Here is a 25,650-nt window from a genome sequence, read left to right as displayed (position 1 = left end):
GCCGTCCGGGGACAGCTGCACGGCACCGGTGACCACCACGCCGATCCGCCGCACCTCCGCCAAGGTGGCGAAGGCCTCGGTGTTGGGCCAGGTCGCGGCGACCGCAGCGGCAAGCTCCCGCCGGAGGGCATCCAGCGAGAGCCCTGCGCGGTGACCGGACGCAGGTCGTCCACCACCAGCTGGCCGTTGCGATCGATGGCGAATCGCTTGGTGAAGGACTTCTGGCCGCGGAGGGTCACCGTCACTGCATCGCCGGTGTTCAGTACATAGTCGCCCTGAACCGCACCGGGTGCGCTCTCGTCGGTCGCCACCGACTCTCGTGCCGGAGCGAACAGGTCGTAGCCGAACTGACGCAGCGGTTCGGCGGCGCGTGCGGAAAAGGCGGCTTCCAGAGGTGAGGTGGAAGGCGGCAAAAAGAGCATCGCTTCGCGTCGGCCCGGCGGCCAACACGGCGCACGCCCACAGCAAAGGCACCGCCCCCGGTGCCAAACGGGCGAATATCCTGCACGCAGCAGTCAACATCGATGTCAAATATCCCGTCATTCACCCGCCCTAAGCGAGCAAAAACCGATGAACACTATCGAATGCATTCAACCGGAAGGCAATGCCCTGCATCCGAGGCGCCATGCAAAAGGGCGGCATCCGTGCGCTTGCGGGTGAGGCTATCATGCGCCGTCCGCCCGTCGCGCTGCCGCGACGGCACCGCGGAGCGGCAAAGCATCGGCAGATGGCCGGAAAACACAAGGATGCCAGTGGCGTGATCGTCATCCACAGCGAAGAGCACCGGCTGCAGGCCGGCCGGTCCGAACTCAACGACGGCCAACTCGTCCCCTGCTACGAGAAACCGGCGCGTGCCGACATCGTGCGGGCGCGGATCGAAGTGGTGGGGCTCGGGCCCATCGTCGAACCCACCCGTCACGGCCTCGCCCCGTTGGAGCGGGTGCATGACGCCGGCTACCTCGGCTTCCTCCAGACCGCCTGGGACGAGTGGGTGAAGGAGCATGGCGCCGACATCGACGCGCTGCCGCTCAACTGGGTGGCGCCGGGCATGTCGCGGCGGCGAGTGCCGCGGTCCATCGACGGGCGACTCGGCTTCTATTCCTTCGATGCCGGGACGCCGATCACCGCCGGCACCTGGAGGGCGGCGACCGCAGCGGCCGACAGCGCGCTGACCGGCGCCGACCGGCTGCGGGCCGGCGACCGCAGCGCCTTCGCCCTCTGCCGGCCGCCGGGCCACCATGCCGGGCATGCGTTCTACGGCGGCTACTGCTTCCTGAACAATGCGGCCATCGCGGCGCAGTGTTTGCACGACGGCGGGGCCGCGCGGGTGGCGGTGCTGGACGTCGATTACCATCACGGCAACGGCACGCAGGAGATCTTCTGGGAACGCGGCGATGTGCTGTTCGTGTCGATCCATGCCGATCCGATCGACGAGTTCCCGTATTTCTGCGGTCATGCCGACGAGACCGGCGCCGGGGCGGGCGAGGGGGCGAACCTGAACCTGACGCTGCCCTGGGGCACCGACTGGACCGGCTACGCCCAGGCGCTGGCCGCCGCCGCGGCGCGGATCCGGGAATTCGGGGCGGACGCCCTGGTCCTGTCGCTGGGGGCGGATACCTATGGCGGCGATCCGATCTCCCGCTTCCGGCTGCTGTCCGAGGATTTCCTGCGCATGGGGGCCGCCATCGCGGGATCGGCCTGCCGACGCTGTTCGTGATGGAGGGCGGCTATGCCGTCGACGATCTGGGCGTGAACGTCGCCAATGTGCTGACCGGCTTCGAGCAGGGTTGAGCGGAGCCGGCGGGGACGAACCGGCCTTGCCGTTGCCGTTGCCGGTGAGGCCGTTTCGTCCTAATTTGAACGGAGAACCGGACCCTTCTTGAGGATGTGGACGGTGGCCGCCGACCTTTCCATCTCCAGCCTGTCCATCGGGACCCACGCCACCCCGCGCAACCAGTCGCCTCGGGGCCAGCAGGCGCGGGACCAGGGGACGGGTGCGTCCGGCGCGAAGGACGGTGGTTCCGCCGGGGCGACCGACACGGTCACCCTGTCCGACGCGGCCCGGCAGCAAGTCCAGAAGCTCAAGCAGGTCGACGCCAACGTCCGCCAGCACGAGGCGGCGCATCAGGCGGCCGGCGGCAGCCATGCCGGCGGCGCGTCCTTCACCTACACGCGCGGGCCGGACGGCAAGAACTACGCCACCGCCGGCGAGGTGCCGATCGACGTCAGCGCCGAATCGGATCCGGCCGACACCGTCGCAAAGATGGAGCAGGTGAAGGCCGCCGCCCTCGCTCCCGCCGATCCGTCGCCGCAGGACATGCGCGTCGCCGCCCAAGCCGATGCGGCGAAGCTGCAGGCGCAGGCTGAGCAGCGCCGGCAGGGCGGGGACGCTGCGGCCGGACGCGCCGCCGCGGCCTATGGGGCGGCGCAGTCCCTGGGTTATGGCCAAGCCGGAAGGGGGCTGACGGTCTGAAGCGGTGCGGCAATGAGGCCGCCCGTGACGCTCCGCCCGTGATGCTCAGCGCCGCGGCGTGGTCTCTCCATCCAGCGTCAGCAAGGCGCCGTACAGTTCCGGACGGCGGTCACGGAAGACCCCCCAGGAGGCGCGCTGGGCGGCGATTCGGTCGAGATCGAAGGTCGCGGTCAGGACCGTGCGGCTTTCGCGGTCGGCCTGTGCCACGATCTCGCCCTGCGGCCCGGCGATGAAGGACGAGCCGTAGAAGGTCAGCGCGCAGCTTTCCCCCGGCTCCACCCCGACTCTGTTGGACGCGACGAGCGGCATCAGGTTGGCGCCGGCATGACCCTGCATCACCCGGGTCCAATGGCCCTGGCTGTCGATGGAGGAGTCCTGCGGCTCCGACCCGATGGCAGTCGGGTAGAGAAGGATTTCCGCCCCCTTCAACGCCATGACGCGGGCGGTTTCCGGGAACCACTGGTCCCAGCAGATGGCGCAGCCGACGGTGGCGTAGCGGGTCTTGAACACCGGGATGCCGGTGTCGCCGGGGCTGAAATAGAATTTCTCCTGATAGCCCGGTCCGTCGGGAATGTGGGACTTGCGGTAGATGCCCAGCAGGCTGCCGTCCGCATCGACCATGGCCATGGAGTTGTAATAGGCGTTGCGCGCCTTTTCGAAGAAGCTGACGGGGATCACCACCGACAGCTCGCGCGCCAGCGACCGCATGCGCTCGATCACCGGATGGCCTTCGGCCGGGGCGGCGAGTTCGAACAGCGACTGCTTCTGGTCCTTGCAGAAATAGGGGGTCTCGAACAGTTCCTGCGGCAGGATGATCTGCGCGCCCTTTGCAGCCGCCTCGCGAATCAGCGATTCGACGCCGTCGACGTTGGCGGCACGGTCCCAACTGCAAGCCATCTGAGTGGCGGCGACGGTGACGGTACGGGACGAGGGGACGGTCGGCGAAACGGTCATTGCGGTCGCTGGCTCCTGTTGCGGCGAGTGACTGTGGCGACTGACGTCTGTGTGACCAAAGGTCGCGTCGGATACAAGCGGCAGTGCGGGACTCTGCGGGATTTTAGCGAAATGTTCACATTTCACCGATCCGGTGGCACGATCTGCCAAATAAAACCGATCCAAAAGGCAATCTTCGCGCCCTCCATCATATGCGGATATGGCGGCCGGCGCCCGATTTGAAAAGAACGATTCCACACAAGGCGGCTATGCACCGTATCCGAGCCGCCGTTCTGCTTAAGTTGGATGAAATTTGCCGATCCTCTGACCGGCATATCATTGCATGCCTGCGACCGACGGCTGCGCAATTGATTTGCGCTTTGCACACAGCACGTTATGATTGGATGACGCAGCCAGGACCATTCGTGTCAAGGTGGTATCACCAGGAAGGCATGGATCCGACCGACGCTATGTCGCCAGGTACCCTAACGGGCAACGGCCCGGCGCTTGCACCCGGTGGGCGGGAATGGTTGTTGGATCGGTAACGACGGCAGAGAGATTGTCGGTATGGAGGCGTCTGTCAAGGGGTGGGAGCCGGAGCGCCCCGACGGTTCAGGGGATGCGGCCGGTTCGGCCGACGGTGCGTTATCGTTCGTCGTCCGTGACGTGAACCGCGCATTCGCCCGCGCTCTGCAGACGCGCATCGCGCGGTCGGGCGTCAGCATGGGGCAATGGTTCTTCCTGCGCGCCCTGTGGGAGGAAGACGGTCTGACCCAACGCGAACTCAGCCACCGCGTCGGCATGATGGAGCCGACCACCGTCACCGCCGTCAACGTGATGGAGGGGCAGGGGCTGGTCCAGCGGGTGCGCAACAGCCACGACCGCCGCAAGATGAACATCTTCCTGACCGACAAGGGGCGGGCGCTCCGCGATTCGATGATGCCCAGCGCGTCGGAAATCGCTCAGATCGCCATTGAGGGCATCACGCCGAACGAACTGGATCTGACGCTGGACGTGCTGCGCCGCGTCGGTGCAAACCTCAACGCCGCCGCGGCGTCCGCCCGCGACGGCGAGGAGGAGTGAACCGGACGGTCTCCCGCCGCCCCTTTCCATAGATGAAAAGCAACCTCAATCGTCATCCGGGTCGGGCGGCGGCGGCAGGCTGGCGCCGGTCAGGTTTGCTCCGGTGAATTTGGCGTCGCGGATGTTCGCATCGCTCAGGATCGCGCCGGTCAGGTTGGCGTCGGCGAAATCGCAGCCCGACAGGTTGGCTCCGCGCAGATTGGTGCGGATGCAGGACGCGTTGGTCAGCCGCGCGCCGGTCAAGTTCGCCGCCCACAGCCGGCCGGTCGGCTGGCCGTCCGGCCCCTTGATGTCGACCCAGCCGATGCCGGCCCCGTCCAGCCGCACCCCGTCCATGTTGGCGCCGCGCAAGGTGGCGCCATCCAGGATCGCCCCGCCGAGGTCGGCGCCGGCCAGCACCGCTTCGGAGATGTCGCACATGATCAGCAGCGCCTCGCGCAGCTTGGCGCCGCTGAGGTTGGCCCGCTTCAGGTTCGCGCCGGACAGGTTCACGCCGGACAGGTCGATGTGGCTGAGGTCGGCGCCGGTCAGGTCGGCCCGCGCGCCCATCGAGCCGTTGGTGTTGATCCAGGTGTAATGGCTGTGCAGGGCCTGCTGGATCTGGACCGAGAAATTGTCGGCCGACCGGGCCAGATTGGCGCCGGTGGTGTCGGCTCCGGCCAGATCGGCACCTTCCAGCTTGGCACCCTGAAGGTCGGCATTGCGCAGGTTGGCGCCGGCCAGCATCGCGCCGGTCAGGTTGGCGTCGCGCAGAACCGCCCCCTGCAGGTTCACGCCGGACAGATTGCTGCCGCGCAGGTCGGCGCGGGCGAGATTGCAGCTCTTCATGCTGGCGCGCATCAGCGTGGCGCCGGTCAGCAGCGCGCCCTCGCAATCGGCGCCGTTCATCGACACGTCGGTCAGATCGGCGCCCGACAGGTTGGCGTTGGTCAGCGACGCATCGTCGAAATCGCTGCCGGCCAGATCGGAGCGGACGAAATCCAGCCCCTTGCCCCCCTTGCCGCCGCCCTGCCCGCCATAGAGAAGGGCGCCGCCGCGCAGGTCGGCCTCCTTCAGGACGGCGCGCTTCATCTTGGCGCCGCGCATGTGGGCGCCGCGCAGGTCGGCGCGGTACAGATTGCAGCCGGACAGGTCGGCCTTGGTCAGGTGGGCGGCAAACAGGTCCGCGGTGCTGAGATTGGCATTGGACAGGTCGCAATGGGACAGGTTGGCGCCGGACAGCTTGCCCTGCGCCAGGTTCACCCCGGACAGGTTCGAGCCTTCCATGTTCGCCATGGTCAGGTTGGCGCGCGAACCGCCCGACTTGTTCTTCAGCCAGCGCTCGTGCTTTTCCAGCACGGCAACCAACTCGTGCGGTGTCATCGGTCCTGTCCGGTCTGTCTGGTTGCGTGGTCCATCGATAGACCAGTGTCCCGAAATAATCTATGCCAAAGGTTAAGGCCGCTTCCAGGGCGCTTCCGGTGCATCGGCGGCTTGGCGCGGCGGCGCCCGCCCCCCATTTCCGGGGCGTCGGGCACCGGACCGCCTGTCACAGCAAGGAGTTGGGGATCATGTCGGGTGGACACACGCTTGCGGCGTTCGACACCGAATTGGCGGCGCTGCGCACCGCCATCGACCGCATGGGCGAATTGGTGGAACGGCAGGTCGGGCTTGCGCTCGATTCGCTGGCCGGTCCGGACGCCGATATCGCGGGCGAGGTGCTGAAGGGCGACGCCGAGATCGACCGGCTGGAGATGGAGGTGGAGGCGATGACCGTCCGCCTGCTGGCTCTGCGCCAGCCGATGGCCAAGGACCTGCGCGAGATCGTCGCAGCGCTGAAGATCGCCTCCAATCTGGAACGGATGGGCGATTTCGCCGGCTCGGTCGCCAAGCGGGCGGTCACGCTGGCCACCCTGCCGGTTGCGCCGCCGGTCGCCTCGCTGGTCCGGATGGGCCGCATGGTGCAGGCGATGATCGGCGACATGCGCCGCGCCTACACCGTACAGGACGCCGATCTGGCCGCTTCCGTCCGCGACTGCGACGGGGAGGTCGACGCCGCCTACACCGCGCTGTTCCGTGAATTTTTGACCTACATGATGGAAACGCCGGCCCAGATCACCGGCTGTACCCATCTGCTGTTCGCCGCCAAGTCGATCGAGCGTATCGGCGACCATGCCACCAACGTGGCGGAGAACATCAACTTCCTGGTCAAGGGCCGTCTGCCGTCGGACGAACGCCGCAAGGAGGACCTCAGCAGCTACGCCGTCGCTCCGCCGCGCGAGGGTGCGTGAACGCAGGGGCTTGACAGCCGGCGGTGGCATGTGGTGCGCTTGTCGGCATGAACATGTCCTCGCCCCTCCTGTCGCAGCATTGGTGGTGGCCCGTCTCCAACGGGCCGGCCTGGCGACGCGTGTGAACGTGGATTGACGACAAAAGGCCGCCCGGTGCATCCGGAGCGGCCTTTTTCCTGACCTGTCAGCGGGTCACCCAAGGGAAGGACGGACAGGCGGAAGCACCGTGCGGCGTCACCGACAAGACGCCCGAACCGGAGCCCCGCCGCCATGACGCCCTCCCATCTGTATCCCTCCCACATCTTCCTGGCCGATCCCGCATTGCTCGACCCGTTCTCCGCCATCACCGGCGGCGGGCTTGGGCTGCGCCGCACCGCCGAGCCGGTGGGGATCGCCGAAGCGCTCGACACGCTCGCCGCCGCCCTGGACGAGCGTCGCGGCCTGCTGCTGTCGGGCGGGGTGGAGGCGACCGGCCGTTATCGTCGCCAGGCCATGGGATTCGTCGACCCGCCCCTGTCGGTGACCGCGCGCGGCCGGACGGTGCGCATCGACGCGCTGAATCCGCGCGGCCGACTTCTGCTTCCCGCCATCGCCGGCGCGCTCGACGGGCATGAGGCGATGGTCGGGCTGGAGGTGACGGCCGCCCGCGTCACCGCGCTGGTCCGCCGGCCGACGGGCGTCTTCGCGGAGGAGGAGCGCAGCCGGCAGCCGTCGGTCTTCAGCGTGCTGCGGTCGCTGATGGCGCTGTTCGCCTGCCCGGACGAGCCGTTCCTCGGCCTCTACGGCGCCTTCGGCTACGACCTCGCCTTCCAGTTCGAACCGATCCGGCGCCGGTTGGAGCGGCCGGACGACCAGCGCGACCTAGTGCTGTATCTGCCCGACCGGCTGCTGGTGGTCGACCATGGCGCCGGGGTGGCCCGCCGCTTCGCCTACGAGTTCGTGGTGGACGGCACTTCCACCGAAGGGGGTGCCGGCGGCGGCCGGGTCCACGCCTATCGCCCGGACACCAACGCCGCCGCGGAGTGCGACCATGCGCCCGGCGAGTACCAGCAGGTGGTGCTGGCGGCGAAGGAGGCCTTCCGTCGCGGCGACCTGTTCGAGGTGGTGCCCGGCCAGACCTTTGCCGAGCCCTGCGCCGACAGCCCCTCCACCATCTTCCGCCGGCTGCGCGCCGCCAATCCGGCGCCCTACGAGGCGTTGATCAATCTGGGGGACGGCGAGTTCCTGGTCGCCGCCAGCCCCGAGATGTATGTCCGCGTCGGCACCGGCCCAACGGCGGCGCGGGTGGAGACCTGCCCGATCTCCGGCACGGTGGCGCGCGGCGCCGACGCGCTGGGCGATGCCGCGCAGATCCTGACACTGCTGAACTCCGCCAAGGACGCGGCGGAGCTCACCATGTGCACCGACGTCGACCGCAACGACAAGGCGCGGGTGTGCGAGGCCGGTTCGGTCCGCGTCGTCGGCCGGCGGATGATCGAGCTGTACTCCCGCCTGATACACACGGTGGACCATGTGGAGGGGCGGCTGCGCGACGGATTCGACGCGCTGGACGCTTTCCTCACCCACAGCTGGGCGGTCACGGTGACCGGCGCGCCGAAACTCTGGGCCATGCAGTTCCTGGAGGACACCGAACGGTCGCCGCGGCGCTGGTACGGCGGAGCCTTCGGACGAATCGGCTTCGACGGCGGGATGGACACCGGCCTGACCCTGCGCACCATCCGCATGAAGGACGGGGTCGCCTTCGTTCGCGCCGGCGCGACCCTGCTGTCCGACAGCGACCCGGAGGCGGAAGACGCCGAATGCCGCCTGAAGGCCTCCGCCTTCCTCGACGCGGTACGGGGGGAGGGGACGCCGCCGCGGCTGGCGCTGGTTGCCGCCGCGGTGTCGTCCGCCGCCGGGCGGAGCGGGGAGGGGCGGCGGGTGCTGCTGGTCGACCATGACGACAGCTTCGTCCACACGCTGGCCGACTATTTCCGGCGGACCGGGGCAGCGGTGACGACGCTGCGCCACACCCATGCGCGGACAGCGCTGCGCGACGAGCCGCCCGACCTGCTGGTGCTGTCGCCGGGACCGGGGCGCCCGGCCGATTTCGATGTCGACGGCAGCCTACGGGCGGCGCTGGGCCTCGGCGTTCCGGTGTTCGGCGTCTGTCTGGGGCTGCAGGGGATGGCCGAGAGCTTCGGCGCGACGCTCGACCGGTTGCCGGAGCCGATGCATGGCAAGGCCTCGCCCCTGATTCACCAGGGCTGCGGGCTGTTCGAGGGGCTGCCGCAGGGAATGCGGGTGGGCCGCTACCATTCGCTGGTAGCGAAGCGCGACAGCCTGCCGCCGGAACTGCGGGTGACGGCGGAGACGGAGGACGGAACGGTGATGGCGATCGAGCACCGGACGCTGCCGCTGGCCGCCGTACAGTTCCACCCCGAATCGATCCTGACGCTCGACGGCGGCCATGGGTTGGCACTGATCGACACCGTGATGGCGACGCTGGCGACGCGCGGCGGCAGGCTGCCGGAACGGGAGGAAGCGGCCTGAGAGGGGACACCGGGGGAACATGGCGCCGCCCGCTCCCCCGGTCGCACTCCGTTACACCGGCAGCCGGATCACCGCGCGCAGGCCGCCATAGGGGCTGTCGTCCAGCGTGATGTCGCCGCCATGGCTGCGCGCCACGTCGCGGGCGATGGTCAACCCCAGGCCCGAGCCGCCGGTGTCCAGATTGCGGCTGCTGTCGACGCGGAAGAAGGGCTTGAACACGTCCTCGCGGAGATAGGCGGGGATGCCGGGGCCGTCGTCGTCGACGGTGATCTCGATCACGCCTTCCTTCGGTTCGGCCTTGACCCAGGCGGTGCCGGCATGGCGGCCGGCATTGACCAGCAGGTTGGCGATGCAGCGGCGGACCGCGTTGGGACGCAGCGGCACCACCAGACCCTCCGGCGCCGTCAGCGTCACCTCCGTCCCGTCGCGCCGCGCACCGGAGGCGACCTCGTTCAGAAGGCGGGTCAGGTCGGTCGGCTGCACCGCTTCCGTCCCTTCGCCGCGGGCGAAGGCGAGATAGCCTTCGATCATCTGTTCCATTTCGGCGACGTCGGCCTTCAGCTCCTCCACCTCGGGGTCGAGGTCGGGATGCTCGATCATGTCCAGCGCCAGCTTCATCCGGGTCAGCGGGGTGCGCAGGTCGTGGCTGACGCCGGCCAGCATCTCCGTCCGCTGGTTCATCTGGCGCTGGATGCGTTCGCGCATCAGCAGGAAGGCGGAGGCGGCCTGCCGCACCTCCGTTGCCCCTTCCATCTTGAAGTTGGAGACGTCGCGGCCCTTGCCCAGAGCGTCGGCGGCGATGGCCAGCCGCTTGATCGGGCGGATCTGGTTGCGCATGAACAGGATCGCCACGGCGAACAGCACGACGGCCGACCCGACCATCCACAGGATGAAGATGTAGCTGGTCGGGGTGAACAGGCGCCGCTCCGGCGACATCACCGACAGCACGCCGTCGGCCATCTGCACCCGGATCTCGTACCATTCCCGCGCGACGCGGGTGTTGATGGCGAAGGGGCGGCCGATCCGTTCGTCCAGCGCCTTGCCGAGCGTGCGCTCCAGCAGGCCGCTCAGCCGGCGGCGTTCATCCGGCAGCACCTGCCCCGGCTCCAGCGTGACGATCAGATCGGTGGTGCGGGCGACGGTGGCCAGCGTCCAGTCGCGCCCCTCCTGCGAGGGATCGTGTTCGATCATGGCGATCACGGTGGCGATGTCGCCGGCCACGGCATAGGCCAGCCGGTTGGTCACCGTGTCCCAGTGCCGGTCGTAGAAGATCCAGGTCGCCACCGCCTGCGCCAGGATCACCGGCGTGACGATGATCAGCAGCGTCCGGCCGAACAGGGTGCGCGGCAGGAACCGCTTCAGGAACGGCGTGCGCCGCCGCCGTTCGGCCCGCCGGGCCGCGACGCTGCGGTCCGATGCCGCCGTCAAGGATCGGGCCTCAGCACATACCCCTCGCCGCGGACGGTGTGGAGGTAGCGCGGCTCGCGCGGGTCGGCCTCGATCTTGCGGCGCAGGCGGGTGACCTGCACATCCACGGTGCGGGCGTTTCCGGCGACCTTGCTGCGCTCCGTCAACTCCTCGCGCGTGAAGGTGACGCCGGGGGACGCGGCGAGGATGCGCAGCAGGCTCGCCTCCGCCGTGGTCAGGCGGATCAACTCGTCGCCATGGCGCAGTTCGTCCCGGTCGGGCAGATAGGTCAGGGGGCCGAGCCGCACGGGCACCGCAGGCGGAGCCGCCGGTTCCGGTGGACGCGCGGCCTGCCGGCGCAGGATGGAGTTGATACGCAGCAGAAGCTCGCGCGGGTTGAAGGGCTTGGCGAGATAGTCGTCGGCCCCCGCCTCCAGCCCGGCGATGCGGTCGTCCGGCTCGTCGCGGGCGGTCAGCAGCAGGATCGGCAGGTCGCGCTCGCGCCGCAGCGACTCGGTCAGCGACAGTCCGGATTCGCCGGGCATCATGATGTCGAGCACCAGCAGGTCGAAGGCCAGCCCGCTCAACTGCGCGCGGGCATCCGCGGCGTCACGCGCGGTGCTGACCAGAAAGCCGTTGCCGGCGAGGTACTTGCGCAGAAGCTCGCGCAGGCGGGTGTCGTCGTCGACGACCAGGATGTGAGGCTGATCTTCGGTCATGGCGCGACTATAACGCGTGTCGCCGCAATCGACATAGTGGCACCATGCGTGACGCATCATGGGTGCGCATGGCGGGCAGTCGTGTAAGCGGTTGGCCGTTTCGCCCTCGTTCCGTGTTACCCTCCATATGTCCTCCTCAGAGGGCCGAGAGACACAGGAGCGATCACGATGGCCTACGACCACAGGTCCAACGACCCCCGGGACCTGGACGCCCAAGACCTCGCCGAAATGACCCGCAACTTCCTGGCGAAGGGCGGCAACATCGTTCAATGTCCGCCGGGTGCTTCGGAAAACGTGGTGTACCGCAAGGGCGGCTTCCGCCGCCGCACCCCCAACGACACGAAGGCCGCGGCCGACAAGCCGGCGGACACCAACACGGCAGAGGCCGGCTCCAAGGATGCCGGGCCGGCGGCGCCGGAGACGAAGACGGAGCCTAGCACCGGCTGAGGCGGTTGCAGCGTTTCGGTTTCAGCGTTTCGCGGCAAGACGGGCAGGGGGAACGGGCGGTGCGAATTTCGCGCGGTCCCCCTCGTCCAGCATGCCCATCATCACCTTGCGGAATCCCTCCACCGCCTCCGCACCGGCCATGCGGTAGGCGCGGGCGATGCGCTGGCGCTGTGTCTCGGACAGCTGGCGCTCCAGCTCCACGCCCTTTTCCGTCAGTTCCAGCAGACGCTGCCGCCGGTCGCGGGCGCCCGTCTGCTGGTCGATGAAGCCCTGGCGCACCAGTTCGCCCAGCACGCGCGACAGACTCTGCTTGGTGATCTTCAGGATCGCCAGCAGTTCCGAAACGGTGATCTTGGGATAGCGGCCGACGAAATAGATCACGCGGTGGTGCGCGCGGCCGAAGCCGATCTCCGCCAGAATTTCGTCCGGTTCGGCGGTGAATTCGCGATAGGCATAGAAAAGCAGCTCCATTCCGGTACGGAGTTCCTCCTCGCGGAGGAAGAGCTGGTTCACGCCCGCTTTCAGGTCAGCCATGGCGACGCGGTTGGTTCGATTTATTCTAATTAGGACAGCGGCTCAGACATAAACAATCGTGCGTCCGGTTACAAGAACAAGCTCGTTCCCGGACGCGGCTTTTCCTCCGCTGCTCAGGCGCTGCCGGTTGGCCGCCTTGGCATAGGCCGGGTGCTACACGATGTCCCTGATGGTCACCATGGGTGGGTGCGCCGGTCGGGTGAGTGGAAATTCGGCGGCGGGCTTGGTATGGGCTGTGGTCACGAGAGGCAAAGAACGTTCCACAAGTTCCCATATAAAGCCGAGACAAGAAGGAAACGACCATGACCGCACGCCGGAAGCTGATCGCCGGAAACTGGAAGATGAACGGGTTGAAGGCCGACGGGCTGGATCTCGCCTCCGACCTCGCCGGGCGGCTGAAGGGCGCCGGGCCGGTCGCCTTCGACATGCTGGTCTGCCCGCCCTTCCCGCTGCTGTTCCCGGTGGGAGAGGCGATCGCCGACAGCCCGCTGGCGCTGGGCGGCCAGGACTGCGCGCCCAAGACCTCCGGCGCCCACACCGGCGACGTGGCGCCGACCATGCTGAAGGACGCCGGGTGCCGCTTCGTCATTCTCGGCCATTCGGAGCGCCGCGCCGACCATGGCGAGAGCGATGCCGTGGTCAACGCCAAGGCCGTCGCCGCCCATAAGGAAGGTCTGGTCGCCATCGTCTGCGTCGGCGAAACGGAGGCGCAACGCGATGCCGGTCAGGCCGACGCCGTGGTGTCGGCCCAGCTCGCCGGCTCCATCCCCGCCGGTGCGACTGCCGATAACACCGTCATCGCCTATGAGCCGGTCTGGGCCATCGGCACCGGCAAGACCGCGACTCCGGACGACGTGAAGGCGATGCACGCCCATATCCGGGCCGAACTGGCCGGCAAGATCGCCGATCCGGACAAGGTCCGCATCCTCTACGGCGGATCGGTCAAGCCGGGCAACGCGGCGGAACTGATGGCGGTGGACAATGTCGACGGCGCACTGGTCGGCGGTGCGTCGCTGAAGGCCGACGATTTCTGGGGAATCGCCACCGCCTGCCGCTAATGCCCCTGCCGCATGTGACATGGCACCATCCGGTGTCAGCCATGCCGCCAATGGATACGGCATAGGTATTTTGGCGCTGGCATATCGCGCGGCTCCGCGGTACAAACAGTGGGCGCGCGCCACGGGCCCTTCAGACGGCCTGTGGCGCGCTATTCGATTTTTGGGATGGGTGTGGGGTGAGCATCGCATGGAATCGGTGATTCTGGTTATTCACCTGCTGATCGCCGTAGGGCTGGTCGGCGTGATCCTGATCCAGCGGTCGGAAGGCGGCGGGCTCGGCATCGGCGGCGGCACCATGGGTGGCATGATGAGCACCCGCGGAACGGCCAATCTGCTGACGCGGACCACCGGCATCCTGGCGGCCTGCTTCTTCGCCACCAGCATCGTGCTGGCGATCCTGGCCGGCGGCCATTCGCGCCCGGCGTCGATCATCGACAGCCTGCCGGCGGCGCCTTCGCAGTCGACCGCTCCGGCGGCCCCGGCGCAGCCTGCCGCTCCGGCCCAACCCGCGCCGCCGGTGGCCCAGTAAAGGGTCCATCCCAGCAGCGCACGGGTACGAGCGAACAGCGAGGCGGCCTCCCCGAAGCCGCCTCTTTCTTTTGAGGGCCGACGTTCGCGACGCCATGTCTCGGCGGCGACCCTTCGGGGGACGTTGAACATCTCTCCCCTCCGGGGAGACGGACAATCCGCCCCTATGGGGAAGGACAATACCGTTCCCTATGGGGATCGATTACTCCGTCCCCTATGGGGATCGATTACTCTGTCCCCTATGGGGACATCGGCCATCCGTCCCCCACGGGGACATGGAACAGCTCTCAAGCTCTTCGGACGGACATGACTCGCTACATCTTCATCACCGGTGGCGTCGTTTCTTCGCTGGGCAAAGGTCTGGCGTCGGCGGCGCTTGGGGCGCTTCTCCAGGCGCGCGGCTACAAGGTGCGTCTGCGCAAGCTGGACCCGTACCTGAACGTCGATCCCGGAACGATGAGCCCCTACCAGCACGGCGAGGTCTTCGTGACCGACGACGGGGCTGAGACGGACCTGGACCTCGGCCATTACGAGCGGTTCACCGGCGTGTCGGCCCGCAAGGGCGACAACATCACCACCGGCCGCATCTATTCCACCGTGATCGCCAAGGAGCGCCGCGGCGATTACTTGGGCGGCACTGTCCAGGTCATTCCGCACATCACCGACGAGATCAAGGAATTCATCCGCGCCGACGCCACCGACGAGGACTTCGTCCTGATCGAGATCGGCGGCACGGTGGGCGATATCGAGTCGCTGCCCTTCCTGGAGGCGATCCGCCAGTTCGGCAACGAGGTCGGGCAGGAGAATGTCCTCTACATCCACCTGACCCTGCTGCCCTACATCCCGACCGCCGGCGAGTTGAAGACCAAGCCGACCCAGCATTCGGTGAAGGAGCTGCTGAGCGTCGGCATCCAGGCCAACATCCTGCTGTGCCGCGCCGACCGTCCGATCCCGGAGAACGAGCGCAAGAAGATCGCGCTGTTCTGCAACATCCGTCCGGAGCGGGTGATCGCGGCGCTGGACGTCGATTCGATCTATCAGGTGCCGATCAGCTACCACGAGGAAGGCTTCGACACCCAGGTCCTGAGCTATTTCGGCCTGCCGGTCGACAAGGAGCCGGACCTGTCGCGCTGGACCCGCATCATGGACCGGGTGCGCAAGCCGCAGGGCGAGGTCACCATCGCGGTGGTCGGCAAGTACATCAGCCTGCTCGACAGCTACAAGTCGCTGGCCGAGGCGCTGACCCACGGCGGCATCGCCAACAACGTCAAGGTCAACCTCGACTGGATCGATTCGGAGATCTTCGAGGATGACGACGCGGCGGTGAAGCGGCTGGAGAACGTCCACGGCATCCTGGTGCCGGGCGGTTTCGGCTCCCGCGGGACGGAAGGCAAGATCCGCGCGGCCCAGTTCGCCCGCGAGCGGAAGGTGCCCTATTTCGGCATCTGCTTCGGCATGCAGATGGCGGTGATCGAAGCCGCCCGCAACATGGCGAAGATCGAGGATGCCGGCTCCACCGAGCTGGGCAAGCCGGGCAACCCGGTCGTCGGCCTGATGACGGAGTGGATGCGCGGCAACACGCTGGAGCGTCGTGCTGAGGTCGGCGACCTGGGCGGCACCATGCGGCTGGGCGCCTATCCGGCCAAGCTGCTGGAAGGCAGCAAGGTCGCCGAGGTCTACGGCACCACCGACATCTCCGAACGGCACCGTCACCGCTATGAGGTGAACGTGTACTACAAGGAGCGTCTGGAGCGCTGCGGCATGAAGTTCAGCGGCCTGTCGCCCGACGGGGAACTGCCGGAGATCGTCGAGATCCCCGATCATCCCTGGTTCATCGGCGTGCAGTTCCACCCGGAACTGAAGTCCAAGCCGTTCGAACCGCACCCGCTGTTCACTGCCTTCATCAAGGCGGCCATCGACCAGAGCCGGTTGGTCTGAGGGGCAGGGGGTAACGTCCCCTGGGAGCCACATAGCCATGAAAAAGCCCCGCCCCCCAAATGCGGGGCTTTTTCATGCCCGCCACCTTCCCTATACGTCACCTTCCTTGCACCCCCGAAATCCCTGTGCGACGATCCGCTGAAAATCGCTTAAGCGAACAAATTGACCGGGGGAAGGACCATGAACCGCGCCAGGATCGCCGCGCTTGCCACCTGTCTGACCGCGCTCACCGCTGTCCCGGCTGCCGCGGCGGACTATTCCTCCACCATCTTCTTCGGCGACAGCCTGACCGACAGCGGAGCGTTTCAGTCGCTTCTGCCGGTCGGTGGCAAGTTCACCACCAATCCCGGCCCGGTGTGGGCGGAGAACCTCGCCGGTGCGCTCGGCACCTCAGCCGTCACGGCAGCGCGGGGCGGCACCGACTATGCGGTCGGCGGGGCGCGGGTGAATACCTCGGTCGGCGTGCCGGCGACCGGTCCGACGTCTCTGGCGCCCAGCGTGGCGACGCAGATCTCCGGCTATCTCGCCTCCACCGGCGGGCGGGCCGATCCGAATGCGCTCTACACCGTCTGGGGCGGTGCCAACGACATTCTCGCCTCGCTGAGCAGTCCGGCAACCGCCCAAGCGACGGTGACCCAGGCGGCGTCCGATCTGGTGACGCAGGTCGCACGGCTGCGCGCCGCCGGTGCGCGCACCATCCTGGTTCCCACCGTGCCGGACATCGGCTCGACTCCGTTCGGACAGGCGCAGGGCGCCGCCGCGGCCGGGCAGATCTCGCAATTGGTCAGCGGCTATAACCAGCTGGTCACGCTGGGACTGGCCAATGCCGGCGTCTCGGTCATCCCGATCGACACCTATTCGCTGCTGCGGGCCGCAGTGGCGAATCCGGCATCCTTCGGCTTCACCGACGTAACGGGAACCGCCTGCACCACCAGCAGTTCGCTGCTCTGCACCTCCGCCACCCTCGTGGCGCCGAACGCGGCGGAGAGCCACCTGTTCGCCGATGGCGTCCATCCGACGACCGCCGGACATCGCGCCGTGTCCGACTTCGTGCTGAATGCACTGACGGCGCCCGGCAACGTCGCCCAGCTCGCCGAATCGCCGCTGCGCACGCGCGACCGGGTGACCGCGACGATCCTCGCCCAGGCGGCGACCGGCCTGTGGAGCCGCAAGCCCGGCGAGACGGGCGCCTGGATCAGCGGCGGGGCAGGGCGCTTGACCAGCGACCGCACCGGCGATCCCGGTGCCGGCGGGCAGGCGGAGGTGCGCGGCACGCCGCTGTCGGTCAGCATCGGCATCGACCAGCGCTTCGGCGAAAACCTGCTGCTGGGCGTGGCCGGGACGGTGTCGCATTATCGCGGCAGCTTCTCCACCGGCGGCGAATACAAGCAGCGCGACTATGTGCTGAGCGGCTACGGCGTCTACCGCATGGGCGGTGCCTTCGTGAACGGCGTCGGGTCCTTCGGCTTCACCGATTACGACCTGCGCCGCGGTGTCACCATCAACGGCACCGATCATTCGACCGGCGGCAACACCGAGGGTATCAACGCCTCCATCGGTGTCGAGGGCGGCTACGACTTCACCATGGGCGGCCTGACCCACGGTCCGGTGCTTGGCCTGCGCTATCAGCATGTGGAGGTGGAAGGCTTCAGCGAGGACAGCAGCCTGTTCGGCTTCACCTACCGGTCGCAGACCCGCAACTCGCTGGTCGGCAGCGTCGGCTATCAGGCGGCCTATGATTTCGGCAGCGTCCTGCCCTATGCCAAGGTGACGCTGAACCGCGAGTTCAAGGACGACCAGCGCAGCATCACGGTGGAAAGCCGTAGCATCTCCACGCTGGCCTACGAGGTGGCTGTGGCGAAGCCGGATCGTAGCTATGTCGATCTGACGGCCGGGGCTTCCTTCCGGCTGGCGGCGTCGGTGACCGGCACGCTCGGCCTGAATGCCCGGTTGGGTGACGAGGACCGCCGCGACTATGGCGGCTTCATCGGCCTCAACGTCGGCTTCTGACCAAAGGCGGGGTGAACGGGTCCGAGTCCGCTCCATATCAGAGGCGGATTTGCCAACGGGAGGATAAGAACGCCATGTCCGAGGTGATGATCGATGCAGCCGACGGCGGCCGTTTTTCGGCTTATGTCGCCAAGCCCAAGGTGATTTCGGCCGGCGGGCTGGCCGGCGGACTGGTGGTGATCCAGGAGATCTTCGGCGTCAACGCGGTGATGCGCGAGCTGTGCGACTGGTACGCCTCGCAGGGCTTCCTGGCAGTGTGCCCCGACCTGTTCTGGCGCCAACAGCCGGGCGTGCAGCTCACGGACAAGACCGAAGCGGAGTGGAACCGGGCCTTCGCCCTGATGAACGGCATGGACCAGGACAAGGCGGTGGAGGACCTGAAGGCGGCGCTGGACTGGGTGCGGGGGCAGGAGGGCTGCACGGGCAAGGCCGGCAGCGTCGGCTACTGCCTTGGCGGCCGGCTGGCCTTCATGATGGCGACGCGGTCGGACGCCGACGCCAACGTCGGCTATTACGGCGTCGGGCTGGAAGGGCTGCTGGGCGAGGCCGGCAAGATCGCCAAGCCGCTGCTGCTGCACATCGCGGAGAACGACAAGTTCTCCAGCCCCGACAAGCGCGACGCCGTGGTGGCCGGGCTGAAGGGCAACAGGTGGGTGACCGCCAAGGTCTATCCCGGCATGGACCACGCCTTCGCCCGGCCGGGGGGCGAGCACTACGACCGGGATGCGGCCGACGAGGCGAACCGGCTGACGGTGGAGTTCTTCCGGACGCATCTGGGGTGATAGCCCCCACCCTAACCCTCCCCCGTTGGGCGGGGGAGGGGACAAGTGCTTAGGCGGGAGAGTGGCGGCAGTCCCTCCCCCGCCCAGCGGGGGAGGTTGGGAGGGGCATTCGGCAGGCGCCTAAGTGGCTTGCAGCTCTCGGCGCCGCCCGCCATTGACCGTCCCTCCATTTAATGGGATGCAAAGGTCCACGGGCGCCCTCTCGCCCGTTTTCGTTTTGGAGCACTCCGATGACCACGCCGCGCGCCGTTCAGATCGGCGACCTGACCATTGCCAACGACCGCCCCTTCGTCCTGATCGCCGGCCCCTGCCAGATGGAAAGCCGCGACCATGCGCTGGAGACCGCGTCCGCGCTGGTGGAGATGACCAAGGCGCTGGGCATGGGGCTGATCTACAAGTCGAGCTTCGACAAGGCCAATCGCACCTCCATCGCCACCGCGCGCGGTCTGGGCATGGACAAGGCTCTGCCGATCTTCGCGGAAATCCGCGAGCGCTTCGGCTGCCCGGTCATCACCGACGTGCATGAGTCCAGCCAGTGCGCCCCGGTCGCCGAGGCGGTGGACGTGCTGCAGATCCCGGCCTTTCTCTGCCGGCAGACCGACCTGCTGATCGCCGCCGCGGAGACCGGCCGGGCGGTGAACGTCAAGAAGGGCCAGTTCCTGGCGCCGTGGGACATGAAGAATGTCGCCGCCAAGCTGGTCGCCTCTGGCAACGAGCGCGTGCTGCTGTGCGAGCGCGGCGCCAGCTTCGGCTACAACACGCTGGTGTCGGACATGCGGTCCCTGCCGATCATGGCGGAGACCGGCTTCCCGGTGGTGTTCGACGCCACCCACTCCGTCCAGCAGCCGGGCGGGCAGGGCACCACCTCGGGCGGGCAGCGGGAATTCGTGCCGGTTCTGGCGCGTGCGGCCATTGCGGTCGGCGTCGCCGCCGTCTTCATGGAAACGCACGAGAGCCCGGACTGCGCCCCCAGCGACGGCCCGAACATGGTCCCGCTGACGGACATGCCGACACTGCTGGCGAAGCTGCAGGCTTTCGACCGTCTGGCGAAGTCCTAAAAACGCTTAATTTGGCAGGGAAGCGGCGCCGTGCTTGACTGGCGCCTCTTCCGCTTCAGCCGTTCGGGGGCGAGCATGACATTCGGTCGGGGTTTTCGGGGTGCCGTCATGGCGCTCCTGCTGCTGGTGGCCGCCTTTCCGGCGGTGGCGCTGGAAAGCTTCCAGAAGTCCAAGCTGACCGTGGAGACGGCGGGCGGCGGCAAGTTCCGCTTCACCGTCGAACTGGCCTTGACCCCCGGCCAGCAGGCGCAGGGCCTGATGTACCGCCAGTCGATGCCGGCCGATGCCGGAATGCTGTTCGTCTACGACCGGGTGCAATCGGCCAGCTTCTGGATGAAGAACACGCTGATCCCGCTGGACATGCTGTTCATCGCCGCCGATGGCCGCATCGTGAACATCCATGAGCGCGCAGTGCCGGAATCACTGGATTCCGTCAGTTCCGACGGCCCGGTGAAGGCCATCCTGGAATTGAACGGCGGCATGGCGGCACGGCTGGGCATCCGCGCCGGCGACCGCGTGGTGTCGCCCGACATCACGAAGCCGTAAGCGGAAAGACGATCCCCCGCCCATGACTTTCGCTTAAACTCCCCCAGATTGATCGCGCGGAGTATGGCGCGGAGGGCAGGCATGGCGAGGGGTGCAGGCAGGCGGGCGGCGATCGTGATCGGAGTGGCGCTCAGCGCCGCGGCCGGCCTGTCCGCCTATGTCGTGCTGGCGCGTGCCGAGCCTGGACCATCCTACCGGCTGGCAAGGGTCGAGCAGGGGCACCTGATCAGCGCCATCACCGCCACCGGCACCATGAGCGCCCTGGTGACGGTGGAGGTCAGCTCCCAGCTCTCCGGCCAGATCGCGGAGCTTTACGCCGATTTCAACAGCCGCGTCACCAGTGGCCAGATCCTCGCCCGCCTGAACGGCGACCAGCTCGCCGCAAGGCTGGCCCAGGCGGGCGCCGACGTCGATTCCGCCAAGGCAACCCTGATCCAGCAACAGGCCCTGCAGGACAAGGCGCGGGCAGACCTCGCCAGCGCCAAGGCCAGCGTCGCCAATGCCGATGCACAGATCCTGCGCGCCGACCTCGCCCAGCGCGATGCGGAGCGGGACCTGCGGCGGCGGCGCGACCTGCAGGGCCGCGGCGTGGTCGCTGCCGCCGATCTGGAAAAGGCGGAAACCGCGGCCCACAGCGCCCAGGCCCAGCTGGTCGCCGCCCGCGCCCAGAAGCGGCAGGCGGAGGCGGCGGAATCCTCCGCGCAAGCATCGCTGGCCGTCGCCGCCGCCCAGGTAGAGGTCGCCCGCGCCCAGGTGGCTCAGCGCGAGGCCGCCCTGCAATTGGTTCGCGTCGACCTGAACCGCTCCGTCATCCGCTCCCCCATCGACGGGGTGGTGGTGAACCGCGCGGTCAGCACCGGCCAGACGGTGGCGGCCAGCCTGTCCGCGCCCACCCTGTTCACCATCGCCCAGGATCTGCGGCAGATGGAGGTGCTGGCCAACATCGACGAGGCCGACATCGGCCGGGTGCGCGAAGGCATGCCGGTGCGTTTCACCGTGAACGCCTTCCCCGGCGACAGCTTCACCGGGCGGGTGGCCCAGGTGCGGCTGGCGCCGAAGGAGGATTTGACCGTCGTCACCTACATCGTCGTCATCACGGTCGAGAATCCGGAACTGCGGCTGCTGCCGGGCATGACCGCCAATCTGCGCATCACGGTGGACGAGCGCCCATCGGCGGTGAAGCTGCCCAACGCCGCCCTGCGCTTCCGCCCGCCGGGCGTGGAGATGGCGGTCGATGCGCCGGCCCCCACCACCGGCGGTCCGAGCGGAGGCCGCGGCGCCGCGGCGCTGGAGGCCGCTGCCAAGCGGGTGATGGACGGGCTGAAGCTGGACGAGGGCAAGCGCCGCGACATCGTCGCCCTGGTCGCCGAGGCGCGCGAGCGCTTTACCGCGCTGGACGCCGAAGGCGGCGATCCCGAGCGCCGCCGGGTCGAGGCGAATGCCATCCGGACCGCGACCCTGGAAAGGATTGCCGCTCTGCTGGAGCCTGCGCAGCGCAACCACTTCGATGCGCTGGTGGAGCCCGGCCGGGCGGCGGAAGCCGCGCGCGCCGTCTGGATTCCCGGCCCCGGCAACGGCAGCCCTGTCGGCGTGCCGGTCCGGCTCGGCATCGGCGACGGCAGCTATACCGAAGTGGTGTCCGGCGATCTGCGCGCCGGGCAGGAGGTCATCACCGGCATCCTGTCCCCCGACCGCGACACCCGCCGGGGACCGCGTCTTGGGTTTTGATCCTCCCCTGCCCCTGATCGCCGTCGAGAGCCTCTCCCGCCACTACCGCATGGGACCGCAGACCGTCCATGCGCTGGACGACGTCACCGTCACCATCGCCCGCGGCGAGTTCGTAGCTGTGATGGGACCCTCCGGATCCGGCAAATCCACCTTCATGAACCTGCTGGGTTGCCTGGACCGTCCCGATTCCGGCCATTACCGCCTGGACGGGCGCGAGGTCGCCGGCCTGTCCTCCGACGCGCTGGCGGCGGTGCGGAACCGCAGCATCGGCTTCGTCTTCCAGTCCTTCAACCTGCTGCCGCGGCAGACGGCGCTCGCCAACGTCATGCTGCCGATGGTCTATGCCGGCGTCGGCCATGCCGAGCGGTCGGAGCGGGCACTCGCCGCGCTCGACGCGGTGGGCTTGCGGGAGCGGGCAGGGCATCGGCCGACCCAGCTTTCCGGCGGACAGCAGCAGCGGGTCGCCATCGCCCGCGCCCTGGTCAACGACCCGCTCCTGCTTCTGGCCGACGAGCCGACCGGGGCGCTCGACAGCGCCACCAGCCTGGAGATCATCGCCCTGTTCCAGCGGCTGAACCGCCGCGGCATCACCGTGGTGCTGGTGACCCACGAACCGGAGGTGGCGCGCTTCGCCGCCCGTGTCCTGCAGTTCCGCGACGGCCGGCTGATCGACGACCAGCGCCAGGAGCCGGAGGTGGCGGCATGACGGCATGGGACGCCCTGCGCGCCGCATTCGATTCGCTCAGAGCCAACCCGTTGCGCAGCGCGCTGACCATGCTCGGCATCGTCATCGGTGTCGCCGCGGTGATCGCCATGGTGGCGGTCGGAGCCGGTGCGCGGGACCAGGTACTGCGCCAGATCGCCAGCCTGGGCACCAACCTGATCATGGTGGGGCAGGGCAGCATCGTCCGCAGCGGGGTGAAGCTGGGCGCCGGCACCGCATCGACACTGACGGAGGACGATGCGCTGGCGGTGCTGAGCGAGATTCCCGGCGTGGTGGTGACGGCGCCATCGGTGCGCTGGGGATTGCAGATCGTCGCCGGCAACCAGAATTGGGGCACAGTGCTGTTCGGCATCACGCCCGACTACATGGACGCCCGCGACTGGACCGTGGCGACCGGCCGGGGTTTGTCGGACGAGGATGTGGCCCAGGCCAACAAGGTGGTCGTGCTGGGCCAGACGGTCGTGCGCAACCTGTTCGGCGGCGGCGATCCCATCGGCGAGCCGGTCCGCGTCCTTTCCACGCCGCTGACCGTCGTCGGCGTGCTGGCGGAGAAGGGCCAGAACACCCAGGGGCAGGACCAGGACGACGTCATCTTCGTGCCGCTGTCCACCGCCAAGCGCAACATTCCGGGCATGGCGAAGAGCAACCCGCGCTTCATCCACACCATGGTGGTGAAGATGCGGGACGGCGCCGACATGGCGGAGGCGCAGGCCCAGATCCGCGACTTGCTGCGCCAGCGCCACCGGCTGATTCCCAGCCAGGACGACGATTTCTGGATGCGCGACCTGTCGGAGGTGTCGGCGACCCGCGATGCCTCCTCGCGGGCCCTGTCCCTCCTGCTGGCGGCGGTGGCCGCCGTGTCGCTTCTGGTCGGAGGGATCGGCATCATGAACATCATGCTGGTGTCGGTGACCGAGCGCACGCGGGAGATCGGGCTGCGGCTCGCCATTGGGGCGCGGCGGCGCGACATCCTGGTGCAGTTCCTGATCGAATCGACCACCCTGTCGCTGATCGGCGCTGCGGTGGGGGTGGCGCTGGGGATCGCGACCGCCATGGGGGTGGCCGCCCTTGCCGGCTGGCCGACTTTGATCCGGATCGACTCCGTCGTGCTGGCCGTGGTGGTCAGCGGATTGATCGGCGTCTTCTTCGGCCTCTACCCGGCCCGGCGGGCGGCGCTGCTCAATCCCATCGAGGCGCTGCGGCACGAATAGCCGCAAAGTCGGCCGCCGCGTCGCCAGCCAAGGCCACCATCCGCGCGTCGCTGCGCGCAAGCCACAGCGCCGCGCGGGCGATCCATGCCGCCTCCCGCGGTGCGGCGAGCAGTCCCGGCCGTCGTTCCGCCGCCATTCGAGCCAGCGCCAGGACGGAGGTTGCGGCGTGCCGCTTGGCGAGGTCGATCTGCCCGATGGCGGGATCGAGGGCAGCGCGCAAGGGACCGCCGCCCATCGGCGCCACGACATCCACCGCCGCACCGGCGCGCAGCAGGCGGTGGGAGAGCTCGACCGCCGCCTGCCGGTCCGGCCGGTCGCCCAGGTCGGGCAGGAAGAGGGCGACGACGAGCGGGGCAGGGGTGAGCGATGGCAACGAACGGACCCGGAAATTTGTTGAAGGGATGATGTTCAGCGACCGAACGCCGCACCGGATGCCCGGCACGGCAGGCGGGATGGAGAAAGACCGCGAAAGCGGTGCGCCCTTCGCTTGCCGTGGGCGTGGCGTTCGTGTATCTCACATCGCGGCGACGGGGCGTAGCGCAGTCTGGTCAGCGCGCCAGTTTTGGGTACTGGAGGCCCCCGGTTCGAATCCGGGCGCCCCGACCATCGCCGAGGGACAAAACCGCGTCCAAGCCGCAAGCGCCAGGACGCAATCGCAGCATTTGGGGAGACGAGCGAGCCATGAACGTCCGGATCTATCAGCCGAGCAAGACGGCCATGCAGTCCGGCCGGGCCAAGACTCACCGTTGGATGCTGGATTACGAGATCGAAACCCCGCGGCGTCCGGAGCCCTTGATGGGCTGGACCAGTTCCGGCGACACGCTGAACCAGGTGCGCCTGTCCTTCGAGACGAAGGAAGAGGCCATTGCATTCGCGGAGCGGGAGGGCTGGAACTACACCGTTCAGGAAGCCCCGGTCCGCCGCGTCCGTCCGCGCAACTACGCCGACAATTTCCGTACCGACCGCCCGCGTTTCTGACCGCAACTCCGTCCGCCGAGGCCGGGATCCGAGATAAGGCCCCATAGCTCAGTTGGATAGAGCAGCCGCCTTCTAAGCGGCAGGTCGCTGGTTCGAATCCAGCTGGGGTCGCCATCTCGGCAAGCCAATCCAGTACATAAAAGCCCCGCTCCGGCGGGGCTTTCTTTGCGTTGACCCGATCAAATTCCGGATTCCTCGTCCAAGTTCTTGGCGGGGCGAGGCTGGAGTGTATGCTATCGGCTGGTATGGCGTGAGGCTGGCGTATTCCCAAGCCGCCATATGCGTCCAGCAGAGCCGCTTGTAGCAGCCCCCGCCTCCAACACCTAACCCATTTGCGGAGCTTCCAGACCCTTCGCCTGCGGCTGCGGCACGGTGTCCCGGGCAAGCGCGCGGCTTCGTGCCCCAAAATGCTCCCCGGAACGCAGAAGGGGCCGCCGAAGCGACCCCTTGAGGAAGGCTAGAGCCTTGAATTGGTTGGTGATCCGGGTGGGATTCGAACCCACGGCCACATGATTAAAAGTCACGTGCTCTACCGACTGAGCTACCGGATCATCCAGCGCGGCGGTGGGAAACTGGCCCCCGCCGGAAGTGGGCGCACCATAGAAAGACGCGCCCGAAAGGTCAACCATGGCTTGATGGCGAATGCAGGATTTTGCCATCAAGCCCGCCAATCAAGCCCATGGTGTCAGGA

The 25,650-nt window shown here is 68.1% G+C and carries 23 protein-coding genes and 3 tRNA genes; 19 read left to right on the top strand and 7 right to left on the bottom strand.

The window, feature by feature from the left end; all coding sequences use genetic code 11:
- Nucleotides 1-727: 727 nt before the first annotated feature.
- Nucleotides 728-1,717 (top strand): histone deacetylase family protein, encoded by a 990-nt coding sequence (locus F1643_RS17130; protein ID WP_304488776.1) that lies wholly within the window; start codon nt 728-730, stop codon nt 1,715-1,717.
- A gap of 168 nt (nt 1,718-1,885) precedes the next feature.
- Nucleotides 1,886-2,473, top strand: a complete 588-nt coding sequence (locus F1643_RS17125) for a putative metalloprotease CJM1_0395 family protein (RefSeq protein ID WP_194914450.1) — start codon at nt 1,886-1,888, stop codon at nt 2,471-2,473.
- A 45-nt stretch (nt 2,474-2,518) separates the two neighbouring features.
- Here the strand turns inward: F1643_RS17125 and aguB are convergent, their stop codons facing one another.
- The gene (aguB, locus tag F1643_RS17120; protein ID WP_194914444.1) at nt 2,519-3,427 is read right to left on the bottom strand and encodes an N-carbamoylputrescine amidase; all 909 of its coding nucleotides are present in this window, start codon (nt 3,425-3,427) and stop codon (nt 2,519-2,521) included.
- A 546-nt stretch (nt 3,428-3,973) separates the two neighbouring features.
- On the opposite strand from aguB, the gene F1643_RS17115 reads away from it, so the two are divergent.
- On the top strand, nt 3,974-4,489 hold the full coding sequence (locus F1643_RS17115; protein WP_194914442.1) for a MarR family winged helix-turn-helix transcriptional regulator: 516 nt from the start codon (nt 3,974-3,976) through the stop codon (nt 4,487-4,489).
- Nucleotides 4,490-4,534: 45 nt separating this feature from the next.
- On the opposite strand, the gene F1643_RS17110 is transcribed toward F1643_RS17115, so the two are convergent.
- Nucleotides 4,535-5,851, bottom strand: a complete 1,317-nt coding sequence (locus F1643_RS17110) for a pentapeptide repeat-containing protein (RefSeq protein WP_194914441.1) — start codon at nt 5,849-5,851, stop codon at nt 4,535-4,537.
- 188 nt (nt 5,852-6,039) lie between these two features.
- On the opposite strand from F1643_RS17110, the gene phoU reads away from it, so the two are divergent.
- Together phoU and F1643_RS17100 are read left to right on the top strand one after the other, a co-directional pair.
- A complete protein-coding gene (gene phoU, locus F1643_RS17105; protein WP_194914440.1) occupies nt 6,040-6,759 on the top strand; it encodes a phosphate signaling complex protein PhoU in 720 nt (239 codons plus the stop codon).
- 270 nt (nt 6,760-7,029) lie between these two features.
- Nucleotides 7,030-9,291 carry an anthranilate synthase gene (locus F1643_RS17100; protein WP_194914439.1) on the top strand — a complete coding sequence of 754 codons (2,262 nt, stop codon included), beginning with the start codon at nt 7,030-7,032 and terminating at the stop codon, nt 9,289-9,291.
- Nucleotides 9,292-9,342: 51 nt separating this feature from the next.
- Here the strand turns inward: F1643_RS17100 and F1643_RS17095 are convergent, their stop codons facing one another.
- Nucleotides 9,343-10,719, bottom strand: a complete 1,377-nt coding sequence (locus F1643_RS17095; RefSeq protein ID WP_194914438.1) for an ATP-binding protein — start codon at nt 10,717-10,719, stop codon at nt 9,343-9,345.
- Entirely contained in the window at nt 10,716-11,417 is a 702-nt protein-coding gene (locus tag F1643_RS17090; RefSeq protein WP_194914437.1) for a response regulator, read from the bottom strand. The genes F1643_RS17095 and F1643_RS17090 overlap by 4 nt, the downstream gene beginning before the upstream one ends.
- Nucleotides 11,418-11,585: 168 nt before the next feature.
- On the opposite strand from F1643_RS17090, the gene F1643_RS17085 reads away from it, so the two are divergent.
- Nucleotides 11,586-11,864, top strand: coding sequence for a hypothetical protein (locus F1643_RS17085; RefSeq protein WP_149223510.1), 279 nt, complete (start codon nt 11,586-11,588; stop codon nt 11,862-11,864).
- 21 nt (nt 11,865-11,885) lie between these two features.
- Here F1643_RS17085 and F1643_RS17080 read toward each other — a convergent pair whose 3' ends face one another.
- Nucleotides 11,886-12,398, bottom strand: coding sequence for a MarR family winged helix-turn-helix transcriptional regulator (locus tag F1643_RS17080; protein WP_149223511.1), 513 nt, complete (start codon nt 12,396-12,398; stop codon nt 11,886-11,888).
- A 302-nt stretch (nt 12,399-12,700) separates the two neighbouring features.
- Between F1643_RS17080 and tpiA the strand changes: the two genes are divergently transcribed.
- The 10 genes from tpiA to F1643_RS17030 all read left to right on the top strand — a co-directional run bounded on the left by tpiA (nt 12,701) and on the right by F1643_RS17030 (nt 23,981).
- On the top strand, nt 12,701-13,456 hold the full coding sequence (tpiA, locus tag F1643_RS17075; RefSeq protein WP_194914436.1) for a triose-phosphate isomerase: 756 nt from the start codon (nt 12,701-12,703) through the stop codon (nt 13,454-13,456).
- A gap of 187 nt (nt 13,457-13,643) precedes the next feature.
- A complete protein-coding gene (gene secG / locus F1643_RS17070; protein WP_149223514.1) occupies nt 13,644-13,985 on the top strand; it encodes a preprotein translocase subunit SecG in 342 nt (113 codons plus the stop codon).
- Between the two features lie 305 nt (nt 13,986-14,290).
- Entirely contained in the window at nt 14,291-15,922 is a 1,632-nt protein-coding gene (locus F1643_RS17065; protein WP_194914435.1) for a CTP synthase, read from the top strand.
- 180 nt (nt 15,923-16,102) lie between these two features.
- The gene (locus tag F1643_RS17060; protein WP_194914434.1) at nt 16,103-17,932 is read left to right on the top strand and encodes an autotransporter domain-containing protein; all 1,830 of its coding nucleotides are present in this window, start codon (nt 16,103-16,105) and stop codon (nt 17,930-17,932) included.
- Between the two features lie 74 nt (nt 17,933-18,006).
- Nucleotides 18,007-18,714: a dienelactone hydrolase family protein gene (locus tag F1643_RS17055; RefSeq protein WP_194914432.1), complete on the top strand. Its 708-nt coding sequence runs from the start codon at nt 18,007-18,009 to the stop codon at nt 18,712-18,714.
- Between the two features lie 230 nt (nt 18,715-18,944).
- Entirely contained in the window at nt 18,945-19,772 is an 828-nt protein-coding gene (gene kdsA, locus F1643_RS17050) for a 3-deoxy-8-phosphooctulonate synthase (protein WP_194914431.1), read from the top strand.
- Between the two features lie 108 nt (nt 19,773-19,880).
- The gene (locus F1643_RS17045) at nt 19,881-20,318 is read left to right on the top strand and encodes a DUF192 domain-containing protein (protein ID WP_255542929.1); all 438 of its coding nucleotides are present in this window, start codon (nt 19,881-19,883) and stop codon (nt 20,316-20,318) included.
- Between the two features lie 81 nt (nt 20,319-20,399).
- Nucleotides 20,400-22,046 (top strand): efflux RND transporter periplasmic adaptor subunit, encoded by a 1,647-nt coding sequence (locus F1643_RS17040; RefSeq protein ID WP_194914427.1) that lies wholly within the window; start codon nt 20,400-20,402, stop codon nt 22,044-22,046.
- Nucleotides 22,036-22,752, top strand: a complete 717-nt coding sequence (locus F1643_RS17035; RefSeq protein ID WP_304488775.1) for an ABC transporter ATP-binding protein — start codon at nt 22,036-22,038, stop codon at nt 22,750-22,752. Before F1643_RS17040 ends, F1643_RS17035 begins: the two co-directional genes overlap by 11 nt.
- Nucleotides 22,749-23,981, top strand: coding sequence for an ABC transporter permease (locus F1643_RS17030; protein ID WP_194914425.1), 1,233 nt, complete (start codon nt 22,749-22,751; stop codon nt 23,979-23,981). The genes F1643_RS17035 and F1643_RS17030 overlap by 4 nt, the downstream gene beginning before the upstream one ends.
- On the opposite strand, the gene F1643_RS17025 is transcribed toward F1643_RS17030, so the two are convergent.
- Nucleotides 23,950-24,354: a hypothetical protein gene (locus F1643_RS17025; protein ID WP_194914423.1), complete on the bottom strand. Its 405-nt coding sequence runs from the start codon at nt 24,352-24,354 to the stop codon at nt 23,950-23,952. The two genes, F1643_RS17030 and F1643_RS17025, sit on opposite strands and share 32 nt — an antisense overlap.
- A gap of 155 nt (nt 24,355-24,509) precedes the next feature.
- Between F1643_RS17025 and F1643_RS17020 the strand changes: the two genes are divergently transcribed.
- From F1643_RS17020 to F1643_RS17010, 3 genes are all read left to right on the top strand, one after another.
- Nucleotides 24,510-24,587: transfer RNA gene (locus F1643_RS17020), tRNA-Pro, on the top strand.
- A gap of 75 nt (nt 24,588-24,662) precedes the next feature.
- Nucleotides 24,663-24,959, top strand: a complete 297-nt coding sequence (locus F1643_RS17015) for an ETC complex I subunit (RefSeq protein ID WP_014247573.1) — start codon at nt 24,663-24,665, stop codon at nt 24,957-24,959.
- Nucleotides 24,960-24,996: 37 nt separating this feature from the next.
- Nucleotides 24,997-25,073 (top strand) — tRNA-Arg (locus tag F1643_RS17010).
- A 361-nt stretch (nt 25,074-25,434) separates the two neighbouring features.
- Here F1643_RS17010 and F1643_RS17005 read toward each other — a convergent pair.
- Nucleotides 25,435-25,510, bottom strand: a tRNA-Lys gene (locus F1643_RS17005).
- Between the last annotated feature and the right edge of the window lie 140 nt (nt 25,511-25,650).

The sequence above is a fragment of the Azospirillum sp. INR13 genome (genome assembly GCF_015390205.1).
In the GTDB taxonomy this organism is placed as follows: domain Bacteria; phylum Pseudomonadota; class Alphaproteobacteria; order Azospirillales; family Azospirillaceae; genus Azospirillum.
This window is presented reverse-complemented; position numbering and strand designations above follow the sequence as displayed.